The organism is Microbacterium sp. KRD172 (assembly GCF_017168295.1).
GTDB lineage: Bacteria > Actinomycetota > Actinomycetes > Actinomycetales > Microbacteriaceae > Microbacterium > Microbacterium profundi.
On sequence record NZ_JABFAS010000002.1, the window covers coordinates 864327 to 884547 of the forward strand.

Sequence of the window (20221 nt, forward strand, 5' to 3'; positions counted from 1 at the left end):
CCAGAATAGTTGTCCGATCCGGTGCATAGAGTGAACGCATGAGCGCGCGACCCGAACCCGGTGCCGAGATGATCTTCCAATGGCGCAAGTGGGACGGTCAGACGCACTGGCGGCACGAGTGCGTGTATCTGGGAGCAGATGATCGGGGTGACTGGATCGGCCAGCCGATCGGATGGCACAGCATCCGCCCCGGTGCGCAGTTCCATGCCGAAGCGCCGAACGTCACCCTCGTCCCGGCATCGGGCGACTTCGCTCTCACCGTGAACCGCGACCACCCCTTCGGCATGCGCGTCTACATCGACCTGGGCTGGGACATCCACTGGTCGAACGATCCGCTGCTCGCCACCGGCATAGACATGGATCTCGATGTCATCCGCCTCGAGCGGGATCGGGACCCTGCCGAAGGTCCGAGCGGCACATGGGTCGACGACCGGGACGAATGGGCCGAGCACAGCATCCGATACGGCTATCCGGCCGACGTCATGGCGCACCTCGAAGAACTCACCCTCGACCTCGAGGCGCGGGTGCGGGCACAGGTCGCCCCATTCGACGACGCGACTGCCGACGTATGGCTCGACCGCCTGGAAGCACTGCACCTCGACCGACCTAGACTGGACAAGTGACTCAGTCCAAGCGCGCCGACCTCGGCAAGGATCCCCAGCGCGTCAGCGGCATGTTCGACCAGGTCGCCGCAGGCTACGACCGCACGAACACCGTGATGACGTTCGGCAACGACGCGTTCTGGCGCGCGGCGACGACCCGGGCGGTCGCTCCGAAGCGCGGCGAGCGGATCCTCGATCTCGCCGCAGGTACGGCATCCTCATCCGCATCCCTCGCGATGAGCGGAGCCGACGTCGTCGCCGCAGACTTCTCGCCCGGCATGCTGGCCGAGGGGAAGCGTCGCCACGGCCATCTGCCGAATCTGTCGTTCGTCGAGGCCGACGCCATGAATCTGCCGTTCGCCGACCACGAGTTCGACGCCGTGACCATGTCGTACGGACTGCGCAATGTGCAGCAGCCGAAGAAGGCGCTCGCCGAACTGCTGCGCGTCACGAAGCCCGGTGGACGCCTCGTCATCAACGAGTTCTCGACGCCTCCGGGCAAGGCGTTCCGTGGCCTCTACCGCTTCTACAACGCGCAGGTGCTGCCAAGGGTCGCTCGAGTGGCCGGCACGAATGCAGATGCGTACGACTACCTGAACGAGTCGATCATGCACTGGCCGGACCAGAAGCAGCTTTCGGCCTGGATTCGGGAGGCCGGTTGGACGAACGTCGCCTACCGCAACCTCTCGTTCGGCATCGTCGCGCTGCACCGTGCGAGAAAGCCGGCGACCACGCAGGCGAAGGCCCCCGGATCGACCAAGACCTCCAAGCCGAAGAAGGCGTGAGCCCCAGGTAGGGTGGAACCGTGACTTCGAGCCCTGCCGCCCCGGGTTCGCGACTCGCGAGCCGTCTCGGCTTCAGCGACCGCGTATTCATCGGTCGCGCCGCCCGCCGTGTGGCCGACCAGATCGAACTGGGGCTCGACCTCGTCGAGAACGGCCTTGCCGAAGACCTGCGCGTAGCCGACTCCGTGGCGGATGCCGCGAGCCGGTACCTCTACGAAGCGGGAGGCAAGCGCATCCGTCCGGTGCTCACGCTGCTCACCGCGCAGCTGGGCGAAGGCAACATCCCCGCCGTGATCGACATCGCCAAGGCGCTGGAGATGACGCACCTCGGCTCGCTCTACCACGACGATGTCATGGATGGTGCCGACCGCCGACGCGGAGTCCCGGCGGCCCATGCAGTGTGGGGCAACAGCGTCGCCATCCTCACCGGTGACATCCTGTTCTCGCGTGCGAGTCAGCTGATGTCGCGCTATGGCGATCGTGCGATCCGTCTGCAGGCCGACACGTTCGAGCGCCTGGTGATGGGGCAGCTCCACGAGACCGTCGGCGCACAGCCGGGCGATGACCCGATCGAGTTCTACATCCAGGTGCTCGCCGACAAGACCGGTTCCCTGATCGCCGCGGCCACCCAGGGCGGGGCGATCTTCTCGAACGCTCCGGCCGAGTTCGTGGAGCCGCTTCGCCTCTACGGCGAGAAGGTCGGCGTCGCCTTCCAGTTGCTGGACGACGTGATCGATCTGTCAGCCAAGCCGGAGGAGACCGGAAAGGTCCCTGGTACCGACCTTCGCGCCGGAGTGCCGACCATGCCGTACCTGCTGCTCAAGGCCGAGACGGATGCCGCATCCGCTGCCCTCGCGGTGCAGATCGACGAGGGCGTCGCCCTCATCGCCGACGGTGCCGACCCCGCGATCCTCGACCAGCCGTTGGCAGAGCTCCGCGACCACGCCGTGACGCAGAAGACTCTCGAGCTCGCGCGCACCTGGACGCGCGACGCCATCGACGCACTGGCACCGCTGCCCAAGGGCACCGTGCGCGAAGCGCTGACCCGCTTCGCAGAATCACTCGCTGACCGCAGCAGCTGATCGTGAATCGATCGCCGCAGCATCCGAAAGGACACTCATGACCAAGCTTCGCCTGGCCATCGTCGGGGCGGGCCCCGCAGGCATCTACGCCGCCGACATCCTGCTGAAGACCGAGCGCTCCTTCGACGTGTCGATCGACCTGTTCGAGCGGCTGCCTGCGCCCTACGGTCTCGTCCGCTACGGCGTCGCCCCCGACCACCCGCGCATCAAGGGCGTCATCAACGCCCTCCGCGACGTGCTCGATCGCGGCGACATCCGCATCTTCGGCAACGTGCACTTCGGTGACGACATCACGCTCGCCGACCTCAAGAAGCACTACAACGCGGTGATCTTCGCCACCGGCGCCATCCGCGACACGAAGCTCGACATCCCGGGGATCGACGCCCGCGGATCGTTCGGAGCCGCCGACTTCGTGAGCTGGTTCGACGGTCACCCCGACGTGCCGCGCGATTGGACGCTGGATGCCGAATCCGTCGCCGTCCTCGGCAACGGCAACGTCGCACTCGACGTCGCCCGCATCCTCGCCAAGCATGCGGAGGACCTGCTCCCGACTGAGATCTCCGACAACGTCCACGCAGGGCTCGAGGCCTCGAAGGTCACCGACGTGCACGTGTTCGGCCGCCGCGGACCGGCGCAGGTGAAGTTCACCCCCCTCGAGCTGCGCGAACTCGGCGAGCTGCGCGACGTCGACACGGTCGTCTACGACGAGGACTTCGATTACGACGAGGCGTCGCTCGCGGCGATCTCCAGCAACAAGCAGGTCAAGGTCATCGATCGGGTGCTGCAGCAGTGGCGCACGCGTCCTTCCGTGAACAATTATTCTTCGAACCCTGAGCCTGTCGAAGGGCGAGCATCCCGCCGCCTGCACCTGCACTTCTGGGCCAAGCCCGTCGAGATCAGGACGGATGCCGAGGGCAAGGTCGCAGCGATCGTCTACGAGCGCACCGAGCCGGACGGCTCCGGCGGGCTGCGAAGCACCGGCGAACTGCGCGAGATCGCGATCGGCCAGCTCTATCGTGCGGTCGGCTACTTCGGCTCCCCGCTCAAGGACGTGCCGTTCGACAAGCGCCACGGCGTCATCCCGAACCACGAGGGTCAGGTGCTCGCGAAGGACTCGAACCAGCGGGTGCCCGGCGTGTACGCCACCGGCTGGATCAAGCGCGGACCGGTGGGGCTCATCGGCCACACCAAATCCGACGCCATGGAGACCGTGCAGCACCTCGTCAACGACCAGGGTGCGTGGTGGCAGCCGGAGGACCCGTCAGAGGCGGCGATCCCCGCACTGCTCGAGTCACGCGGCGTCAAGTGGACGGACCTCGAGGGCTGGCATCGACTCGACCAGTACGAGGTCGCCCTCGGCGCGCCGCACGAGCGTGCGCGTGTGAAGGTCGTTCCGCGCGACGAGATGGTGCGGATCTCGCGCGGCGAGTGAGGCTCTCTGCGCCCCACGGCGCCGAGGTCGTCACGAGCCACTGAGTATGGTGGCTTGCATGACCGAATGGGTGCCGGACGTGCTGGGCGACGAGTTCGCGCAGCGCACGCTTCCGCTCGGCGACGATGACGAGGGTGCTGTCGTCGCGACCCTCGTGCGAGCGCTGCCGACCGCCAACGACGCGCATCGGATGGGGCGATGGGAGCGGGCGGTGCGCAGTCTTCGCGGCCTGCCCGCACCGGCCGAAGCCGCGCCCCTGCTCGACGGCGTCGATGTGCTGTACGTGCACGGGTGGTCGGACTACTTCTTCCAGAAGCGTCTGGCACGTTTCTGGACGTCACGCGGCGCGCGGTTCTTCGCGCTCGATCTGCGCAAGTACGGTCGCAGCCTCCGCGACGGCCAGACGCCCGGATACATCGCCGACCTCGCGACCTACGATGAGGACATCGCCGCGGCGCTCGAGGTGATCGCGCAGGATGCGGATACCTCGCGCGGTCCGCGTCGTCTGGTGCTCATGGGCCACTCGACGGGCGGGCTCGTGCTGAGCCTGTGGGCATCTCGGCATCCGGATGCCGCATCCGCCGTCATCCTGAACTCGCCGTGGCTGGAGTTCCAGCTCGCTCCGCTGCGCGCCGCGCTCGCACCGGTGGTCGAGCTGCAGGCGCGGTTGCGGCCCCTCGACGTCGCGCCGCAGATCGATCTGGGCTTCTACGCCAGGGCGCAGGCTGAGTCCGCGGATCCGGATGATGCGTTCGAGACGAATCCGGCCTGGCGGCCGGTGCCTTCGATGCCGGTGCACGCCGGCTGGCTGCACGCGATCCTGCGGGGTCACCGCGCGGTCGGCGACGGCCTCTCGATCCAGTCGCCGGTGTGCGTGCTGCTCTCGGCGCGCTCGGTGATGCCGTCCCGCTGGTCGGAGGAGCTCACCTCGGCCGACTCGGTGCTGGTCGTCGACGACATCGCCCGGCGAGCTCTCAGACTCGGCTCATCGGTGACCATCGAACGCATCGACGGCGCTCTTCATGACGTGTTCCTCTCGCGCAAGGCTGCGCGAGACGATGCCTACGCGCGGCTGGAGCGATGGGTCACCGGGTGGGCTCGATCTAGCGGAAGTTGATGTACTGCAGATCGACGTCGAGGTCAGAACCCTTCAGCAGCGCGATGACCGCCTGCAGATCGTCACGGCTCTTGGACTGCACACGCAGCTCATCACCCTGGATCTGACTCTTCACGCTCTTGGGGCCCTCGTCGCGGATGATCTTGCTGATCTTCTTCGCGTTCTCGGAGGAGATGCCGTCCTTGAGCGTGGAGGCGATGCGGTACTCCTTGCCGCTGGCGAACGGATCGCCCGATTCGAGGCTCTTCAGTGAGATGCCGCGCTTGATGAGCTTCGACTGGAACACATCGAGCACGGCCTTCGCCCGCTCCTCGGTGTTCGCCTTGATCAGGACGGACTCGCCGCTCCATTCGACCGAGGCGCCGGTGCCCTTGAAGTCGTAGCGCTGCTCGATCTCCTTGCGCGCCTGGTTCAGGGCGTTCTCCGCCTCCTGGTGGTCGACCTTGCTGACGATGTCGAACGATGAGTCTGCCATGGGATCAGTCTACCGATGCGGCATCTCACCGTCGATCTTGGAAGCGCTTCCACGAAGGCCAGCATCGGCCCTCGAGTATCACGGCTTGATATCAGCGCACTCAGGCGTTGCATCCTTGGGGTGATTCGATGCATACTGTAAGCGCTTGCAGGTTTGCAGGCGCGAACGGCCTGCACCGGTGCATCCATCGGCAGTGCCGGTCGATCACGCACTGAGAGAGGCACACACCAATGAAGGTGAACATGAGGGGCATCGCCGCGTTCGGCGCGATTGCCGTCGTTTCGACGCTGACGCTGGCAGGTTGCGCCACCGGCGCCACTGACGACTCCGCAGACGCCGAAGGCGACGCGGGTTCGCTCGTCGTCTGGGTCGATGCCGAGCGCGTCGACGCTCTCAAGGGAGCGGCAGACGCGTACGAGGACAAGACCGGCGTCAAGGTCGAGGTCGTGGCGAAGGACGTCGACACGATCAAGGACGATTTCATCCAGCAGGTCCCGACCGGCAAGGGCCCCGACATCACGATGGGTGCGCACGACTGGCTGGGCGAGCTGTCCACCAACGGCGTCGTCGCACCGCTCGAGCTCGGCGACAGCGCCGAGGACTACCTGCCCGTCGCTCTGCAGGCCGCGACCTACGACGGCACCGTCTACATGCTTCCGTACGCGGTCGAGAACATCGCCGTGCTGCGCAACGCCGACCTGATCCCCGAGGCCGCGACCGGCTTCGACGACATGATCGCCAAGGGCCAGGCCGCCGGCCTCGCCCAGCCGTTCGTCGTCGAGCAGGGCGTCGAGGGCAACCCCTACCACCTGTACCCGTTCCAGACCGCGTTCGGCGCACCGGTGTTCGGCACAGACGACAGCGGATCGTACGACTCCACCGACTTGCAGCTCGGCAGCGACGGTGGCACCGCATTCGCCAGCTGGCTCGGCGCGCAGGGTGCCGCAGGCACGCTGAACACCGACATCGACGGCGAGATCGCGAAGCAGCAGTTCATCGACGGCAAGGCCGCATTCTGGCTGACCGGCCCGTGGAATGTCGGCGCCGCCGTCGACGCAGGCGTCAACGTCGCGATCGACCCGATCCCCAGCCCCACCGGTGAGGCGGCCTCGCCGTTCGCCGGCGTCAAGGGCTTCTTCGTGAGCAGCGAGTCCGAGAACAAGGTCGCCGCGAACGACTTCCTGGTGAACTACCTTGGCACTGAGGACGTCCAGCTCGCCCTGTTCGAGTCCGGCAACATCCTCCCCGCCCTCACCTCGGCAGCCGAGACCGCAGCAGCGGATCCGATCATCGACGGGTTCAAGACCGTCGGCGCAGACGCCGTCCCGATGCCGGCCATCCCAGCGATGGGGTCCGTCTGGGAGTTCTGGGGCGTCGCCGAGGCGGCTGCCATCAACGGTGCGGATCCTGCCGCGACGTGGCAGAAGCTCGTCGAAGACGTGACGGCAGCGATCAAGTAACACTGTTCCTTCTGCCGGGGTGAGGCGCACGCCTCACCCCGGCAGAACGACGATGGGCGAGAGATGACGGATACGACCACCACCACAGAGCCGCAGAAACCGCCGACCAGGCGGCAGCGGCAGGCGGCGAGCATCGCCGAGGCCGCTTCGCAGCGGATCGGATGGATGCTGCTGAAGATCCTGCTGCTCGCGGTCGTCGACGCCGTCGCGCTGTACGCGGCCTTCGTGCTCTTCACACACCAGGAATGGGTCGTGCTCGCCCTGGTGGTCGCGGTGGCGATCCTGGTCAACTACATCTACTTCTCGCGCAAGCGCGTCGCGGCGAAGTACCTCACACCCGGCATCATCTTCCTCATCCTCTTTCAGGTCTTCACGCTCCTCTACACGGGCTACATCGGCTTCACCAACTACGGCACCGGTCACAACGGCAGCAAGGATCAGGCGGTCTCCGCCCTCATGGCGTCCGCTCAGGAACGCGTCGAGGATTCGCCGACCTTCCCCGTCACCGTGGTCGAGCAGTTCGGCACGCTCGGGCTCCTCGTCACCGACCCCGAAGACGGCGACGTCTCGGTCGGCACGGTCGAGCAGCCGCTGCAGGAGGTCGACGGCGCCGAGATGGACGGCGACCGAGCGGTCTCGATCGAGGGCTGGGAATCGCTGAGCTTCGCACAGGTGATCGCACGCTCGAGCGAGGTCGAGAAGCTGTCTGTCGACTTCAGCGACGACCCCAACGACGGCGCGATCCGCACACCGGATGGCCAGAGCGGCTTCCTCTACGTCTCGACGCTCGAGTACGACGAACCAGCAGGAACCATGACCGACGTGCGCTCCGGCACCGTCTACAGCGACAACGGCACCGGTGCCTTCACCGCCGAGGACGGCGAGCAGCTGCTGCCCGGCTGGCAGATCACGGTCGGCTTCGACAACTTCGTGCGTGCGGTCACTGACAGCTCGATCCGCGGGCCCCTCATCTCCGTGACGATCTGGACGTTCGCGTTCGCTCTGATCTCGGTCGCGACGACGTTCTTCCTCGGCCTGCTTCTCGCCATCGTCTTCAACAACACCAGGATGCGCTTCCGCAACGGCTACCGCATCCTGCTCATCCTTCCGTACGCGTTCCCTGCATTCCTGTCGGCGCTGGTGTGGGCCGGGATGATGAACGAGAGCTTCGGCTTCCTCAACCAGGTGGTCTTCGGCGGAGCATCCATACCCTGGCTCACCGACCCCGTACTGGCGAAGGTGTCGGTGCTGATCGTGAACCTGTGGCTCGGGTTCCCGTACATGTTCCTCGTCTGCATGGGGGCGCTGCAGGGCATCCCGGAAGAGGTGAACGAAGCCGGCGTCATGGACGGCGCCAACCCATGGCAGGTCTTCCGTCAGATCAAGCTGCCGCTGCTGCTCGTGACCGTGGCGCCGCTGCTGATCTCGTCGTTCGCGTTCAACTTCAACAACTTCAACCTCATCTACATGCTCACCGGTGGTGGTCCGCGTTTCGCCGATGTGTCGATTCCGGTCGGGCACACCGACATCCTGATCTCGATGGTGTACAAGGTGGCCTTCACCGGTCAGACCCGTGACTACGGGCTCGCCTCCGCGTTCACGATCCTGATCTTCATCGTGGTCGCGGCGATCTCGATCATCAGCTTCCGCAAGACCAAGGCTCTCGAGGAGTTGAACTGAGATGACCGTCGCTCCCGCTCCGCTCACGCGCCGGCGTCGCCGCTCGTTCGGCGCATGGTTCGCCGACACCGGATGGCGCCATCTGGTCGCCGTCGTGGCCAGCCTGTTCGCGATCTTCCCGCTGCTGTACGTGCTCTCGGCCTCGCTGAACCCCCGCGGCACGCTGACCGGCTCCAACCAGCTGTTCTCCGCGATCGGCATCGACAGCTACGTGCGCATCCTCACCGACCCGCAGAACCCCTACGGGCTGTGGTTCCTGAACACGCTCGTGATCGCGCTCGTCACCGGATTCACGACCGTGTTCATCGGCGCATGCGCGGCATATGCCTTCTCGCGCATGCGATTCGCAGGACGCCGGGTCGGCCTCGTCACGATCGTCGTGGTGCAGATGTTCCCGCAGCTTCTGGCAGTGGTCGCGATCTTCCTGCTGATGACGACGCTGGGGGACTGGTTCCCGGCGATCGGACTCAATACGCACACGGGCCTGATCCTCGTCTACCTCGGTGGTGCGCTCGGGGTGAACACGTATCTGATGTACGGCTTCTTCAACACCATCCCGAAGGAGCTCGACGAGGCTGCGCGCATCGACGGCGCCGGTCACGCGCGCATCTTCTTCACGATCATCCTCCGCCTGGTCGCGCCGATCCTCGCCGTCGTCGGACTGCTCTCATTCATCGGCACGGTCAATGAGTACGTCGTGGCGAGCGTCATCCTGATCGATCCGGAGCAGCAGACGCTCGTCGTCGGACTCACCAAGCTCGTCTCCAATCCGCGCTACGCGGACTGGTCGGCGTTCTCGGCCGGTGCCGTGATGGCTGCGATCCCGGTGATGATCCTGTTCCTGTTCCTGCAGAAGTACATCGTCGGCGGCCTGACGGCGGGCGCCACGAAGGGCTGATCGCGCGCCGAGGCCGCGCGCCGAGGCCGCGACTGCACGAGCGCCCGAGCGTGTCATCTGCGCGCACGCGCGCGGCAGTCGTAGCGTGGAGCCATGGCACGAGTGGGCGGTCGCAATCCGGTGATGAGCTGGATCGCAGGGATCTTCTGCGCCGGCGTCATCGCGGCGCTTCTCTGGCTGGCGCTCCCGATGGGGCCGATGCTCGTCGGGTACGTCGGCGACACCCTGCGCGCGGTCGCTCCCGGCGTGGGCTGAGCCGACGCCGCCGGTCACGCGACACGTCGGCACGCCTCCGCGGAGGCGGTACCGGACGGCGATAACCTCTCACTGCACATATCCGACGAGAGGCGCCCCCATGAGTGACCCCGAGGTTCCCCAGCCCGAGCGGCCGAAAGACGTCGACGACGTCGTCGACAGCGCGAACGCGGGACTTGCCGACGCCGCTGCGGCTGGCGCCGAGGTCCCTGGTGAGCGCGACTCGGCTGAGCGCGATGCCGCAGACCGGAATGCCGTCGACCCCGACCTCGCAGCCTTCGAAGAGGCCGAGAAATCTCACCCCGGAACCTTCGCGACTCCCGAGCTCAATGAGCCGTCCGAATCCTTCGACCAGCGCGCTGACCACCGCGCGGACGCCGAAGACCGCGGCGCAGGACCTGCGGCTGCGACGGGCATGTTCGCAGGAGACCGCGCGTCGACATCCGACGCCGATGCTCGACGCGAAGACTCCATCGCCGACACCGCATACCTGCCGCCGGTAGCAGACGACTCCGAGACGCGCGTCGTCCCCTCGGAGCCGACCATCGTCGCCGCGCCGGTCACACAGCAGCAGCAGCCGATCTTCGTGCAGGCACCCGAGCCGCCCCGCGACCGCGGCAACCGTGGCACGGCAGCCGGAATCGGGCTGCTCGCGACGATCGTGTTCGCGATCCTGTACCTCGCCACCGCGATCGGGCTCGGAGCACTCGCCGGCGATGTCACCGGCGAGAACATCGGCGAAGCCGCCCTCGCCCCGCTCACCACGTGGGGCTTCTGGGTTCCGGTCGTCGTGTTCTTCATCGGCTTCTGGCTGCTCGGCGCCGTCATCAACCGCGGCCGATGGGGACTCTGGGTCGTCTTCGGGATCATCGTCGGTCTGTTCGCGTACGCCGGGCACATCCTCGGCCAGCTGTTCGAGGCGCCGTTCTGGCTGATCTCGACGTCGGAGGGCAACGAGCTCGTCGGCAGCCAGCTCCTCGCACCCCTCGCGATCGCAGCATTCGTGTTCGGCCGCGAGCTCACCATCTGGTTCGGCGCTTGGGTCGCTCGCAGCGGTGCACGCAAGACCGAGCTCAACATCGAGGCTCAGCGCGAGTACGAGCGCACGCTCGAAGCCGGCCCCACACTCTCGAGGTAATCACGGAGACCACTTCGCCAGACCCCCGCAGGCCCGTGCCTGCGGGGGTCTCGGCCGTCCTGGCGACGGCGATGACGACGATCGGCTTCTTCGCGATCGCCGTCTTCGGCCTCGGGGTGCTGAGCATCGTGACGGATGCCGAGATCATCGACGTCCCCGAGGCGGGGCAGGCACCAGGCATCGTCGGCATGATCATCGCGGTCGCCGTGTTCGCCGCCGTTCTGTACCTCGCGGTACGGATCGCTCACCCGAAGTTCCGCTCCGTCTGGGCGATCTCGGTCGCCACGGCGTTCGCGCATCTGATCGCAGCGGGAGTCGGCGCCCTGGTCGTGACCGGCGACTTCGTGAACGCGCTCGCGGTGATGGGCGCGCTGATCACCGGCGGCGCGAGTCTCGTGATCCTCGTGACCGCGGCGATCGCCGGCTGGGCCGGTGTCGCGTTGCGGCGCACACGCGCGAAGCGCCCGCGGTGGCCGTGGGAACGCGACGATCTCGATGAGAACTGATCGGCAGACGCGATTATCGTGCGGATGACCCTATTCTGGAAAACGTGCAGCGGTCGCTAGAGACGCAGGTCGACCAGGCCGTCGAGGCCTGGCTGCGCTGGGTGCCGCGTTGGGAGCCCGCCACGCATCGCGGGCGCATAGCACCGTGCCGGCGGTGTCTCGGCTCGCCCATCCTCTCTGCCGCCGGCATCGGCGCGAACGTGCCGCACGGTGTGCAGCACGGCCTCTCCACCCGCATCAAGACGATCGTGGATCACGCGGTCGCCGAGTACACTGCGCGCAATCTTCCGATGCTTCAGCAGGAGCTCGATCAGCAGGCTGCGCGCAATCGCGCGCGCAGCTATCGTCCGTCCGAAGACCTCGAGCCGGAGTTCGAGGGGCTGCCGCTCGACCCTGATCCGGTGCCTGGCGCGCCTTTCCTGTTCACGATCGCCGGCCTCGCCGATGAGGAGAGCGTCGAGCTGCCGCCGCTGCCTCCGCTGACCGACGAGGCCAAAGCCGCACTCCGTCAGGAGGTCGCCCTCGCCGACGAGTACGCGAACATGGTCGGCCGTGAGATCTGCGGCATCCTGCTGCGACACCGCCTCAACGTTCAGGCTGCGATCTCCCAGCACGTCGAACCGCAGATCGAAGCGCTGCTGGAGGAGTTGACGTCTTCGCTGGACTCGCCCTTCGACCCCGAATCTCCGTAGTCCCGCCCTCAGCCCGGTGAGACCGCGTCTGCGGCGTGAGACCGAGGCGCGCACGGTCGGTCTCATGCCGCAACGTCGGTCTCGCGCCGCACGCTCGGCACCCGTGCGTTCGCTGTGAGAGCGACGCGGCCCGCTTGATCGGCGAATCGCGGGTAGGCTATCGTTTTTCGATAGATACCGGCCGCTTATCGATAGGCAGACTGATGCAACCACGTGTGACCGCAGTGCTCAAGACCCTGATCGCCGTGATGCTCGCGCTCCTCGTGGCCGCCCAGGTGTGGATGATCCCAGGTCTGGCTGCTGCCACGGCCGACAGGTTCCCCGAGTTCGCGCAGCTCAAGGTTCCCGGAATCATCGCCGCGGTGGTGTTCCTCGTGTGCGTGGAGGTGGTGCTCATCTGCATCTGGCGGCTTTTGTCGCTCGTGCGAACCGAGCGCATCTTCAGTTCGAAGGCGTTCATCTACGTCGACGTGATCATCGGCACGATGGTCGCAGCGAGTCTGATCATCGTCGTCTCGAACGTGATCATCATGGCTGCCAGAGCCGGGTCCCCGTCGATTCTGCTCGTCTCGATCCTCGGCATCGTCGTCGGCATCGCGCTGGCTCTCCTCGTCGTCGTGATGCGCGGTCTGCTGCGCAAGGCGCTCGAGCTCGAGCAGGACATGTCCGAGGTCGTCTGATGCCCATCGTGATCGACCTCGACGTGCAGCTCGCACGCAAGAAGATGAGCGTGCAGGAGTTCGCGGATGCCATCGGCATCACCCCCGCGAACGTCGCAGTGCTCAAGAACGGGCGGGCCAAGGCCGTGCGATTCACGACGCTCGACGCCATCTGCCAGGTGCTGGAATGCCAGCCGGGCGACATCCTGCGGTGGATCCCCGGCACGGATGCTGATGCTTCAGCCGGAGCGGGGGAGTGATGGACACCACGACGAAGGCGATCAGCTGGGGCGAGAGTGTGGCCAGGCATCTGCTCGATGCCACCGTCTGTCCGGTCTGCGGCCTGGACGGGCTCGCCGCCGGATGCTGCATCCGCTGCGGCACGGATCTTCGCGGGGCGTACGGAGCGGAGCTGTGGGAGGCATCGACCTCCGCGGCCGCCGCGCTGCGGGCACGCGAGGCGGTGCTGAGCCGCGCACCGCAGTCATCAGCGACCCCTGACGACACCGCCGCACCGGCATCCGCATCCCCTGACGCGGCCGCGTCGGCATCCGCATCCCCTGACGACACCGCCACACCGGCATCCGCATCCCCTGACGCGGCCGCGTCGGCACTCACGACGACTCCCGCTCCGCCGAGCGCACCTCCCGGCACGCGCGCGTTCCCCCAACCCCGGCTGCCGCGCTCCAGCGCCACCGTCCAGTCGGTGCTCGCGATCGCCGGGGCGGGGCTCTTCGCGATCGCCGCCCTCATCTTCACCTTCCTGAACCCTGACCTCTCCGACCGCGGAATCCGCAGCGTCGTCGTGGGATTGGTGACCCTTGTCTTCCTCGGCGGCGCCTACATGCTCGCCCGTCGCGGCCTGCAGTTCTCCGCCGAGGCCGTCGGCGGCCTCGGCCTCGTGTTCGTGAGCCTCGATGTCTACGCCTTCGCGCAACTCGGCCGCGGCGACGCTGTCACCTGGCTGCTCGCCGCTCTCGCCACGGCAGTCGCCGGGGCCGTGATGCTCATCGCAGGCCGTCTCTCGCAGGTCCGCGTGTGGCAATGGGCCGCCATGCTGGCCGTCGCGACCGTGCCTGCAATGCTCGGCTACGCCGCCTCGTCGAGCTATGTCGCAGCTCTCGGGCACCTCGGTTCGGCTTTCCTCGCGACAGCGCTGATCGCTGCGACGGCGCTGATCGCTGCGTCTACGCGGATCGCTGCGTCTACGAGGACCGCTGCGTCTACGAGGATCGCGAAGCGCTCGCTCGCGGTGTTCCAGGTGATCGCCGTGCTGAGCGCCGTGCCGCTGTCGGTGTTCGGCGCCCTCTCTTTCGGCGTCACCGTCGTGGCGATGCTGGGCCTCAGCGCGGTGTTCGCGCTCATCGCGCTGCACGCCGTCCTGGCGGCGCGTCAGCTGCTGGGGCATTGGTGGAGCTTCGTCGCCGGCGGCTCGGCGACGTCGGCTCTCGTGCTCGCCACCACGTCGCCCGTGGCGCATTCGGCCGGGCAGTGGCTGCCGGCGGTGCTGCCGACCGCGGCGGCGTTCGCAATCGCCCTGATCGCGGTGACACCTGGGATGCGCACGCTCGTCCGCTCGATGCTCGCGACGGGCGGGATCGTCGTGGTCGGAATGCTCGGGGTGATCCCGGTGCTGTACGCCGCCGCGACTGCCATCGAGGCACTCGGCGCCGTCGTCCGCGGTGCCGTGGCCAGCGGCGACGGCGGTGCCGTGCTCGCCGAACCGTCAGACTGGGCGCCGCTGCTCGGCATGGCGGGGATCGCTGCGGGGCTCGCCCTGTTCGGCGGTCTCGTCCGCGACCGCGACACCCGCCACGCGCGGCGGATCCACGTATCCGACGACATCCGCCGGCCCGGCGGCGAGCGTGAGCCCCATCAGTCCCTGCGCGGCTTCGCGGCCGGCACGGACGTCGTCGCGATCGGCGCAGCGGTACTGACCGTTCTCACCCTCGCGTGCAGCGATCTCCTGCCTCTCGTCGCCCGCCTCGTGATCGTGCTGGGTGCCGCCGCCATCACGGCGGTCGCACTGAGCAGGACCAATGGCACGGTGAACCACCCGCTCACGCCCCATCGCGTCGTCCTGCTCATCGGGATCCACGCCGCCGTCGCGGTCGGCATCCTCATCTCCTGGATCGATCCGCAGACCGTGCCGCTCGCCGGCATCGGTGCGATCGCCGTGCTGGCGCTGGCGAGCAGGACTCTGCCACACGGCATCCGATTCCTGCACGTCGGAGCCGGCTTCGCGTACGCGCTCGTGTGCCTCGCCCAGGCGCTGGCGCAGACCGACCTCGGCAGCATCGCCGTGCTGTGCCTGGTGACGACCGCGGGCCTGGTCGGAGCGATCGTCGTGACATTCCTGCCGCGGGTGCGCGCCCGCGACTGGTACGCCGTTCTCGTCGTCACGTCGGTGCCGTTCGCCGCAGGCATCGTGCAGGTGATCTTCGAGCGCAGCGGCTGGACCGCTCTTTCGACCGCGCTGATGTTCGCGCTCGCCCTGTCGCTCGTGCTCACCAGACGTCCGGGGCTCAACATCGTGCTGCGCACTCTCGCGAGCGGGATGCTGGTGCCCACCGTCGCGGTCGTCGTCGTGTGCCTCGGAGCCCAGGTGCTCGCGGTCAGTGCGTCCCCGGTCACGCTTCCGGTCATCGCCGCGATCGTGGCGCTGGTGCTGCCGAGCACGACGCTGATCCGTGACGCGCTGCGTCACAACGGCCTGCCGGCGGATGCCTCGGCCGCCGCCCGCGTGGCGATCGAGGCATCCGCGCTGCTGACCGGAGCGATCGCCACCGTTCTCGCCCTCGCAAGGGAGGCAGCAGGGCTCGGCACCACGTTCCTCGTCCTCATGATCCTCGGCGTCGGCGCGGCGGCGAGTGCCGTGTTCACTCGGCGCCGCTATGCATGGTGGGTGGCCGGTGCGGCATTCACCGGGGCGCTGTGGTGCATCTGGACCATGAACGGCGTCGATCTGCTCGAGGCGTATCTGCTGCCGCCCGCGCTCGGCGCGGCGACGATCGCCGCCGTGCTCAGTGCGAGGGGGATCGACGTGCGCGGTCTGTACGCAGCGGGACTCGGTCTCGCCGTGCTGCCGAGCCTCGCACTGCTCGTCCTCGTAGAACCGGATGCGCGCACGGCGGTCGAAGTGCCGTGGCGGGCATTCGCGCTGCTTGCGGGGGGAACCGTGCTGCTCGGGATCGGGACGTGGTGCGGGCGCCTGGGTCGCCGCTACCGCACCGCGCGCATGCGAAGGCTCGTCCCGGCGACCTTCGCCGCAGCGGGCGTCGCGGCGATCGCAGGTCCGGTGCAGGGCATCAGGATGGGCCTCGGCGCCGACCTGGGGGCGCTGCACGGAGTGACACTCTTCGCCGCCTGCTTCGCGGTCGCCGCGGTGGCGGCCGTCATCCTCGTGTGCGCTGGGCGCGGCATCCGCGCCTCGGCGCGTCCGGATTCGCCGCTGCGCACTTCCCGCTGGGTGTTCGCACCGGCGGTGCTCTCGCTCGCCGCCGGCACGTGGTGCGCGATCGAGCGCGACTGGGGTTCGATCTGGTCGATGTGGGCGCTCATGATCGGTCTTCTCGCCCTCATGTTCGCCGCGGCAGTCCGCGCGGAGCGCACGGCGCTGCCACCGGTGTGGTTCCTGTTCGCGATCGCATTCGTCACCGCCGTGGTCGCGTGGAGCCCACGCGACCTGCGGGTGGAGTGGTTCTCGCTGCCGCTGGGCGCGTTCCTGCTGCTCGCCGGCATCCATGCGCTGCGGCGCGGTCGAGACAGCACACGGGGAGGGCTCAACGCCTGGCCGGCCGGGCGGAGCGGTTCCTGGTCGCTGCTCGCGCCGGGGATCATCACGATGATGAGCGCGTCGATCGTCGCGACGTTCACCGACCCTCTGACCTGGCGGGCGATCCTCGTCATGGTGCTCGCGCTCGCCGCGATCATGGTCGGCGCCGGACGGCGACTCGCGGCCCCGTTCATCCTCGGCATGATCGTGCTGCCGATCGAGAACGTGTTCGTCTTCTCCGTGCAGATCGGTCGGGGCATAGAATCGATGCCGTGGTGGATCACGCTCGCCGTGATCGGCAGCGTGCTACTCATCATCGCCGTCACCTACGAACGGCGAGGCGGAGATGCGGACACGGTGGTCGCGCGGATCCGAGATCTGCGGTGACGTTGCGGCATTTGACCGCGTACGTTACGCGGCATTACACTTGATCAGGTGTGTGCACGTCTCGGCGTGCCTGCACACGGGCGCCGGTCCATACCGGTCTGCCCCCACGGCATACCCATCACACCAAAAGCACGCCTGATCCGGCGTGCCGGTGGGTCATGATGTGAAACCCATCACGCTGTCACCGTGCAGCATTATGAGGAGAGAACGTGCCAACTATTCAGCAGTTGGTTCGCAAGGGACGCTCGCCCAAGGTCACCAAGACCAAGGCGCCAGCACTCAAGTCGAACCCGCAGCAGGCCGGGGTATGCACCCGCGTCTACACCACCACCCCGAAGAAGCCGAACTCGGCGATGCGCAAGGTCGCTCGTGTGAAGCTCCGCAACGGCGCAGAGGTCACCGCCTACATTCCCGGCGAGGGCCACAACCTGCAGGAGCACTCCCTGGTGCTCGTGCGCGGCGGTCGTGTCAAGGACCTCCCCGGTGTGCGTTACAAGATCGTCCGTGGCGCCCTGGACACCCAGGCAGTCAAGAACCGTAAGCAGGCTCGTAGCCGCTACGGCGCGAAGAAGGGTTGAGTTAGATGCCTCGTAAGGGTCCCGCCCCGAAGCGCCCGGTCGTCAACGACCCGGTATACGGCGCTCCGATCGTCACCTCGCTCGTCAACAAGATTCTTGTCGACGGCAAGAAGTCGCTCGCTGAGTCGATCGTCTACGGCGCCCTCCGCGGCGTCGAGGCGAAGAACAGCCAGGACGCCGTCGCCACGCTGAAGAAGGCGCTCGACAACGTGCGCCCCACCCTTGAGGTCCGCAGCCGCCGCGTCGGTGGCTCGACCTACCAGGTGCCGGTCGAGGTCAAGCCTCACCGTGCGAACACGCTCGCCCTGCGCTGGCTCGTCAGCTACGCCAAGGGTCGTCGTGAGAAGACCATGACCGAGCGTCTCCAGAACGAGATCCTGGATGCCTCGAACGGCCTGGGCGCTGCGGTCAAGCGTCGTGAGGACACTCACAAGATGGCCGAGTCGAACCGCGCGTTCGCTCACTACCGCTGGTAACCCTTCGACAGGCTCAGGGACCGGGCTCGCCCTACCTGAGCCTGTCGAAGCACCCAAACTTTCGTAGTCGTACAGCTAGATAGAAAAGGACACTCCTGTGGCACAAGACGTGCTCACCGACCTGAGCAAGGTCCGAAACATCGGCATCATGGCGCACATCGATGCCGGCAAGACCACCACCACCGAGCGCATCCTGTTCTACACGGGCGTCAACCACAAGCTCGGCGAGACGCACGATGGCGCGTCGACGACCGACTGGATGGAGCAGGAGAAAGAGCGCGGCATCACGATCACGTCTGCCGCCGTGACCTGCTACTGGGACAAGAACCAGATCAACATCATCGACACCCCCGGTCACGTCGACTTCACCGTCGAGGTGGAGCGTTCGCTCCGCGTCCTCGACGGCGCAGTCGCCGTCTTCGACGGCAAGGAGGGCGTCGAGCCCCAGTCCGAGACCGTGTGGCGTCAGGCCGACAAGTACAACGTCCCGCGCATCTGCTTCGTCAACAAGATGGACAAGCTCGGCGCCGACTTCTACTTCACGGTCGACACGATCATCAACCGCCTCGGTGCGAAGCCGCTGGTCATCCAGCTGCCCATCGGCGCTGAGAACGACTTCGTCGGCGTCATCGACCTCGTCGAGATGCGTGCGCTCGTCTGGGAGGGCGACTCCAAGGGTGACGTGACCATGGGTGCCAAGTACGACATCCAGGAGATCCCGGCCGACCTCAAGGAGAAGGCTGCCGAGTACCGCCAGCTGCTCCTCGAGACCGTCGCCGAGACCGACGACGCGCTGCTCGAGAAGTTCTTCGGTGGCGAGGAGCTCACCGTCGCGGAGATCAAGGGCGCGATCCGCAAGCTGACGGTCGCCTCTGAGGTCTACCCTGTGCTGTGCGGTTCGGCGTTCAAGAACCGCGGCGTGCAGCCGATGCTCGACGCGGTCATCGACTACCTGCCGAACCCCCTCGACGTCGGCGCCATCCAGGCGCACGACCCGAAGGACTACGACACGATCGTCGAGCGCAACCCCGACGCGAACGACCCGTTCGCCGCACTCGCGTTCAAGGTCGCCGTGCACCCGTTCTTCGGTCGCCTGACCTACGTCCGCGTCTACTCGGGTCACCTCGACTCCGGCTCTGCGGTCATCAACTCGACCAAGGGCAAGAAGGAGCGCATCGGGAAGATCTTCCAGATGCACGCCAACAAGGAGATCCCGGTCCCCTCGGTCACCGCCGGAAACATCTACGCGGTCATCGGTCTGAAGGACACCACCACCGGTGACACCCTGACCGACCCGGCAGCTCCGGTCGTCCTCGAGTCGATGACGTTCCCCGAGCCTGTCATCGAGGTCGCCATCGAGCCGAAGACCAAGGCCGACCAGGAGAAGCTGGGTGTCGCCATCCAGAAGCTCGCTGAAGAGGACCCGACCTTCCGCACGGAGCTCAACCCCGAGACCGGTCAGACGACCATCAAGGGCATGGGCGAGCTGCACCTCGACATCCTCGTGGATCGTATGAAGCGCGAGTTCAACGTCGAGGCGAACGTCGGCAAGCCCCAGGTGGCCTACCGCGAGACGATCAAGAAGTCGGTCGAGAAGTACGACTACACCCACAAGAAGCAGACGGGTGGATCGGGTCAGTTCGCAAAGATCCAGTTCAACATCGAACCGCTCGACCTGGATGCCGAGAAGACTTACGAGTTCGTGAACGCCGTCACCGGTGGTCGCATCCCGCGTGAGTACATCGGCTCGATCGATGCCGGTTTCCAGGACGCCATGAACGTCGGTGTCCTCGCCGGCTTCCCGATCGTGGGCGTCAAGGCGACCATCGTCGATGGTGCAGCGCACGACGTCGACTCCTCGGAGATGGCGTTCAAGATCGCTGGATCGATCGGTATGAAGGAAGCACTGCGTCGTGCGAACCCCGTTCTCCTCGAGCCGCTCATGGCCGTTGAGGTTCGTACTCCCGAGGAGTACATGGGCGACGTGATCGGCGACCTGAACTCGCGTCGTGGCCAGATCCAGTCGATGGAGGATGCCACCGGCATCAAGATCGTCCGTGCACAGGTTCCGCTGTCCGAGATGTTCGGATACATCGGCGACCTGCGCTCGAAGACCTCTGGTCGCGCGGTGTACTCGATGGAGTTCCACTCCTACGCCGAGGTCCCCAGGGCCGTGGCCGACGAGATCGTCCAGAAGATCAAGGGCGAGTAAGCCCTTCCGTCC

At 66.9% G+C, this 20221-nt stretch carries 19 protein-coding genes; 18 read left to right on the forward strand and 1 reads right to left on the reverse strand.

Annotated features, from left to right (window positions below; genetic code table 11):
* Nucleotides 1-38 precede the first annotated feature (38 nt).
* From J1M43_RS04410 to J1M43_RS04430, 5 genes are read left to right on the forward strand one after another with little or no spacing between them, the layout of a single operon-like run.
* Complete coding sequence (locus J1M43_RS04410; RefSeq protein ID WP_033106032.1) at nucleotides 39-623, forward strand: hypothetical protein; 585 nt, start codon at nucleotides 39-41, stop codon at nucleotides 621-623.
* Nucleotides 624-673: 50 nt separating this feature from the next.
* A complete protein-coding gene (locus J1M43_RS04415; RefSeq protein ID WP_206477319.1) occupies nucleotides 674-1387 on the forward strand; it encodes a ubiquinone/menaquinone biosynthesis methyltransferase in 714 nt (237 codons plus the stop codon).
* Between the two features lie 20 nt (nucleotides 1388-1407).
* The gene (locus tag J1M43_RS04420; RefSeq protein ID WP_033106033.1) at nucleotides 1408-2469 is read left to right on the forward strand and encodes a polyprenyl synthetase family protein; all 1062 of its coding nucleotides are present in this window, start codon (nucleotides 1408-1410) and stop codon (nucleotides 2467-2469) included.
* 37 nt (nucleotides 2470-2506) lie between these two features.
* Nucleotides 2507-3901 carry an FAD-dependent oxidoreductase gene (locus J1M43_RS04425; protein ID WP_206476020.1) on the forward strand — a complete coding sequence of 465 codons (1395 nt, stop codon included), beginning with the start codon at nucleotides 2507-2509 and terminating at the stop codon, nucleotides 3899-3901.
* Nucleotides 3902-3959: 58 nt separating this feature from the next.
* On the forward strand, nucleotides 3960-5018 hold the full coding sequence (locus J1M43_RS04430) for an alpha/beta hydrolase (RefSeq protein WP_206476022.1): 1059 nt from the start codon (nucleotides 3960-3962) through the stop codon (nucleotides 5016-5018).
* Here J1M43_RS04430 and J1M43_RS04435 read toward each other — a convergent pair.
* Entirely contained in the window at nucleotides 5005-5493 is a 489-nt protein-coding gene (locus J1M43_RS04435) for a YajQ family cyclic di-GMP-binding protein (RefSeq protein ID WP_033106037.1), read from the reverse strand. The genes J1M43_RS04430 and J1M43_RS04435 overlap by 14 nt on opposite strands.
* A gap of 230 nt (nucleotides 5494-5723) precedes the next feature.
* Here J1M43_RS04435 and J1M43_RS04440 point away from each other — a divergent pair, with 230 nt between their 5' ends.
* From J1M43_RS04440 to fusA, 13 genes are all read left to right on the forward strand, one after another.
* Nucleotides 5724-6953, forward strand: a complete 1230-nt coding sequence (locus tag J1M43_RS04440; RefSeq protein WP_033106038.1) for a maltose ABC transporter substrate-binding protein — start codon at nucleotides 5724-5726, stop codon at nucleotides 6951-6953.
* 63 nt (nucleotides 6954-7016) lie between these two features.
* A complete protein-coding gene (locus tag J1M43_RS04445; RefSeq protein WP_033106039.1) occupies nucleotides 7017-8633 on the forward strand; it encodes an ABC transporter permease subunit in 1617 nt (538 codons plus the stop codon).
* A gap of 1 nt (nucleotide 8634) precedes the next feature.
* Entirely contained in the window at nucleotides 8635-9531 is an 897-nt protein-coding gene (locus J1M43_RS04450) for a sugar ABC transporter permease (protein WP_033106040.1), read from the forward strand.
* A 93-nt stretch (nucleotides 9532-9624) separates the two neighbouring features.
* On the forward strand, nucleotides 9625-9786 hold the full coding sequence (locus tag J1M43_RS04455) for a hypothetical protein (RefSeq protein ID WP_200880986.1): 162 nt from the start codon (nucleotides 9625-9627) through the stop codon (nucleotides 9784-9786).
* 100 nt (nucleotides 9787-9886) lie between these two features.
* The gene (locus J1M43_RS04460) at nucleotides 9887-10924 is read left to right on the forward strand and encodes an ABC transporter (protein WP_033106041.1); all 1038 of its coding nucleotides are present in this window, start codon (nucleotides 9887-9889) and stop codon (nucleotides 10922-10924) included.
* 71 nt (nucleotides 10925-10995) lie between these two features.
* The gene (locus J1M43_RS04465) at nucleotides 10996-11430 is read left to right on the forward strand and encodes a hypothetical protein (protein WP_052166968.1); all 435 of its coding nucleotides are present in this window, start codon (nucleotides 10996-10998) and stop codon (nucleotides 11428-11430) included.
* Nucleotides 11431-11474: 44 nt separating this feature from the next.
* Nucleotides 11475-12122, forward strand: a complete 648-nt coding sequence (locus J1M43_RS04470) for a spermidine/putrescine ABC transporter substrate-binding protein (protein ID WP_206476024.1) — start codon at nucleotides 11475-11477, stop codon at nucleotides 12120-12122.
* A gap of 203 nt (nucleotides 12123-12325) precedes the next feature.
* Nucleotides 12326-12802, forward strand: a complete 477-nt coding sequence (locus J1M43_RS04475; RefSeq protein ID WP_033106044.1) for a DUF2975 domain-containing protein — start codon at nucleotides 12326-12328, stop codon at nucleotides 12800-12802.
* Nucleotides 12802-13041, forward strand: a complete 240-nt coding sequence (locus tag J1M43_RS04480) for a helix-turn-helix transcriptional regulator (RefSeq protein WP_033106045.1) — start codon at nucleotides 12802-12804, stop codon at nucleotides 13039-13041. The genes J1M43_RS04475 and J1M43_RS04480 overlap by 1 nt, the downstream gene beginning before the upstream one ends.
* Nucleotides 13041-16943, forward strand: a complete 3903-nt coding sequence (locus tag J1M43_RS04485; protein ID WP_206476026.1) for an SCO7613 C-terminal domain-containing membrane protein — start codon at nucleotides 13041-13043, stop codon at nucleotides 16941-16943. The genes J1M43_RS04480 and J1M43_RS04485 overlap by 1 nt, the downstream gene beginning before the upstream one ends.
* 209 nt (nucleotides 16944-17152) lie before the next feature.
* Nucleotides 17153-17521: a 30S ribosomal protein S12 gene (gene rpsL, locus J1M43_RS04490; RefSeq protein WP_033106047.1), complete on the forward strand. Its 369-nt coding sequence runs from the start codon at nucleotides 17153-17155 to the stop codon at nucleotides 17519-17521.
* Nucleotides 17522-17526: 5 nt separating this feature from the next.
* Complete coding sequence (gene rpsG, locus J1M43_RS04495) at nucleotides 17527-17997, forward strand: 30S ribosomal protein S7 (protein ID WP_033106048.1); 471 nt, start codon at nucleotides 17527-17529, stop codon at nucleotides 17995-17997.
* Between the two features lie 97 nt (nucleotides 17998-18094).
* Entirely contained in the window at nucleotides 18095-20209 is a 2115-nt protein-coding gene (gene fusA / locus J1M43_RS04500) for an elongation factor G (RefSeq protein WP_033106049.1), read from the forward strand.
* Nucleotides 20210-20221 lie beyond the last annotated feature (12 nt).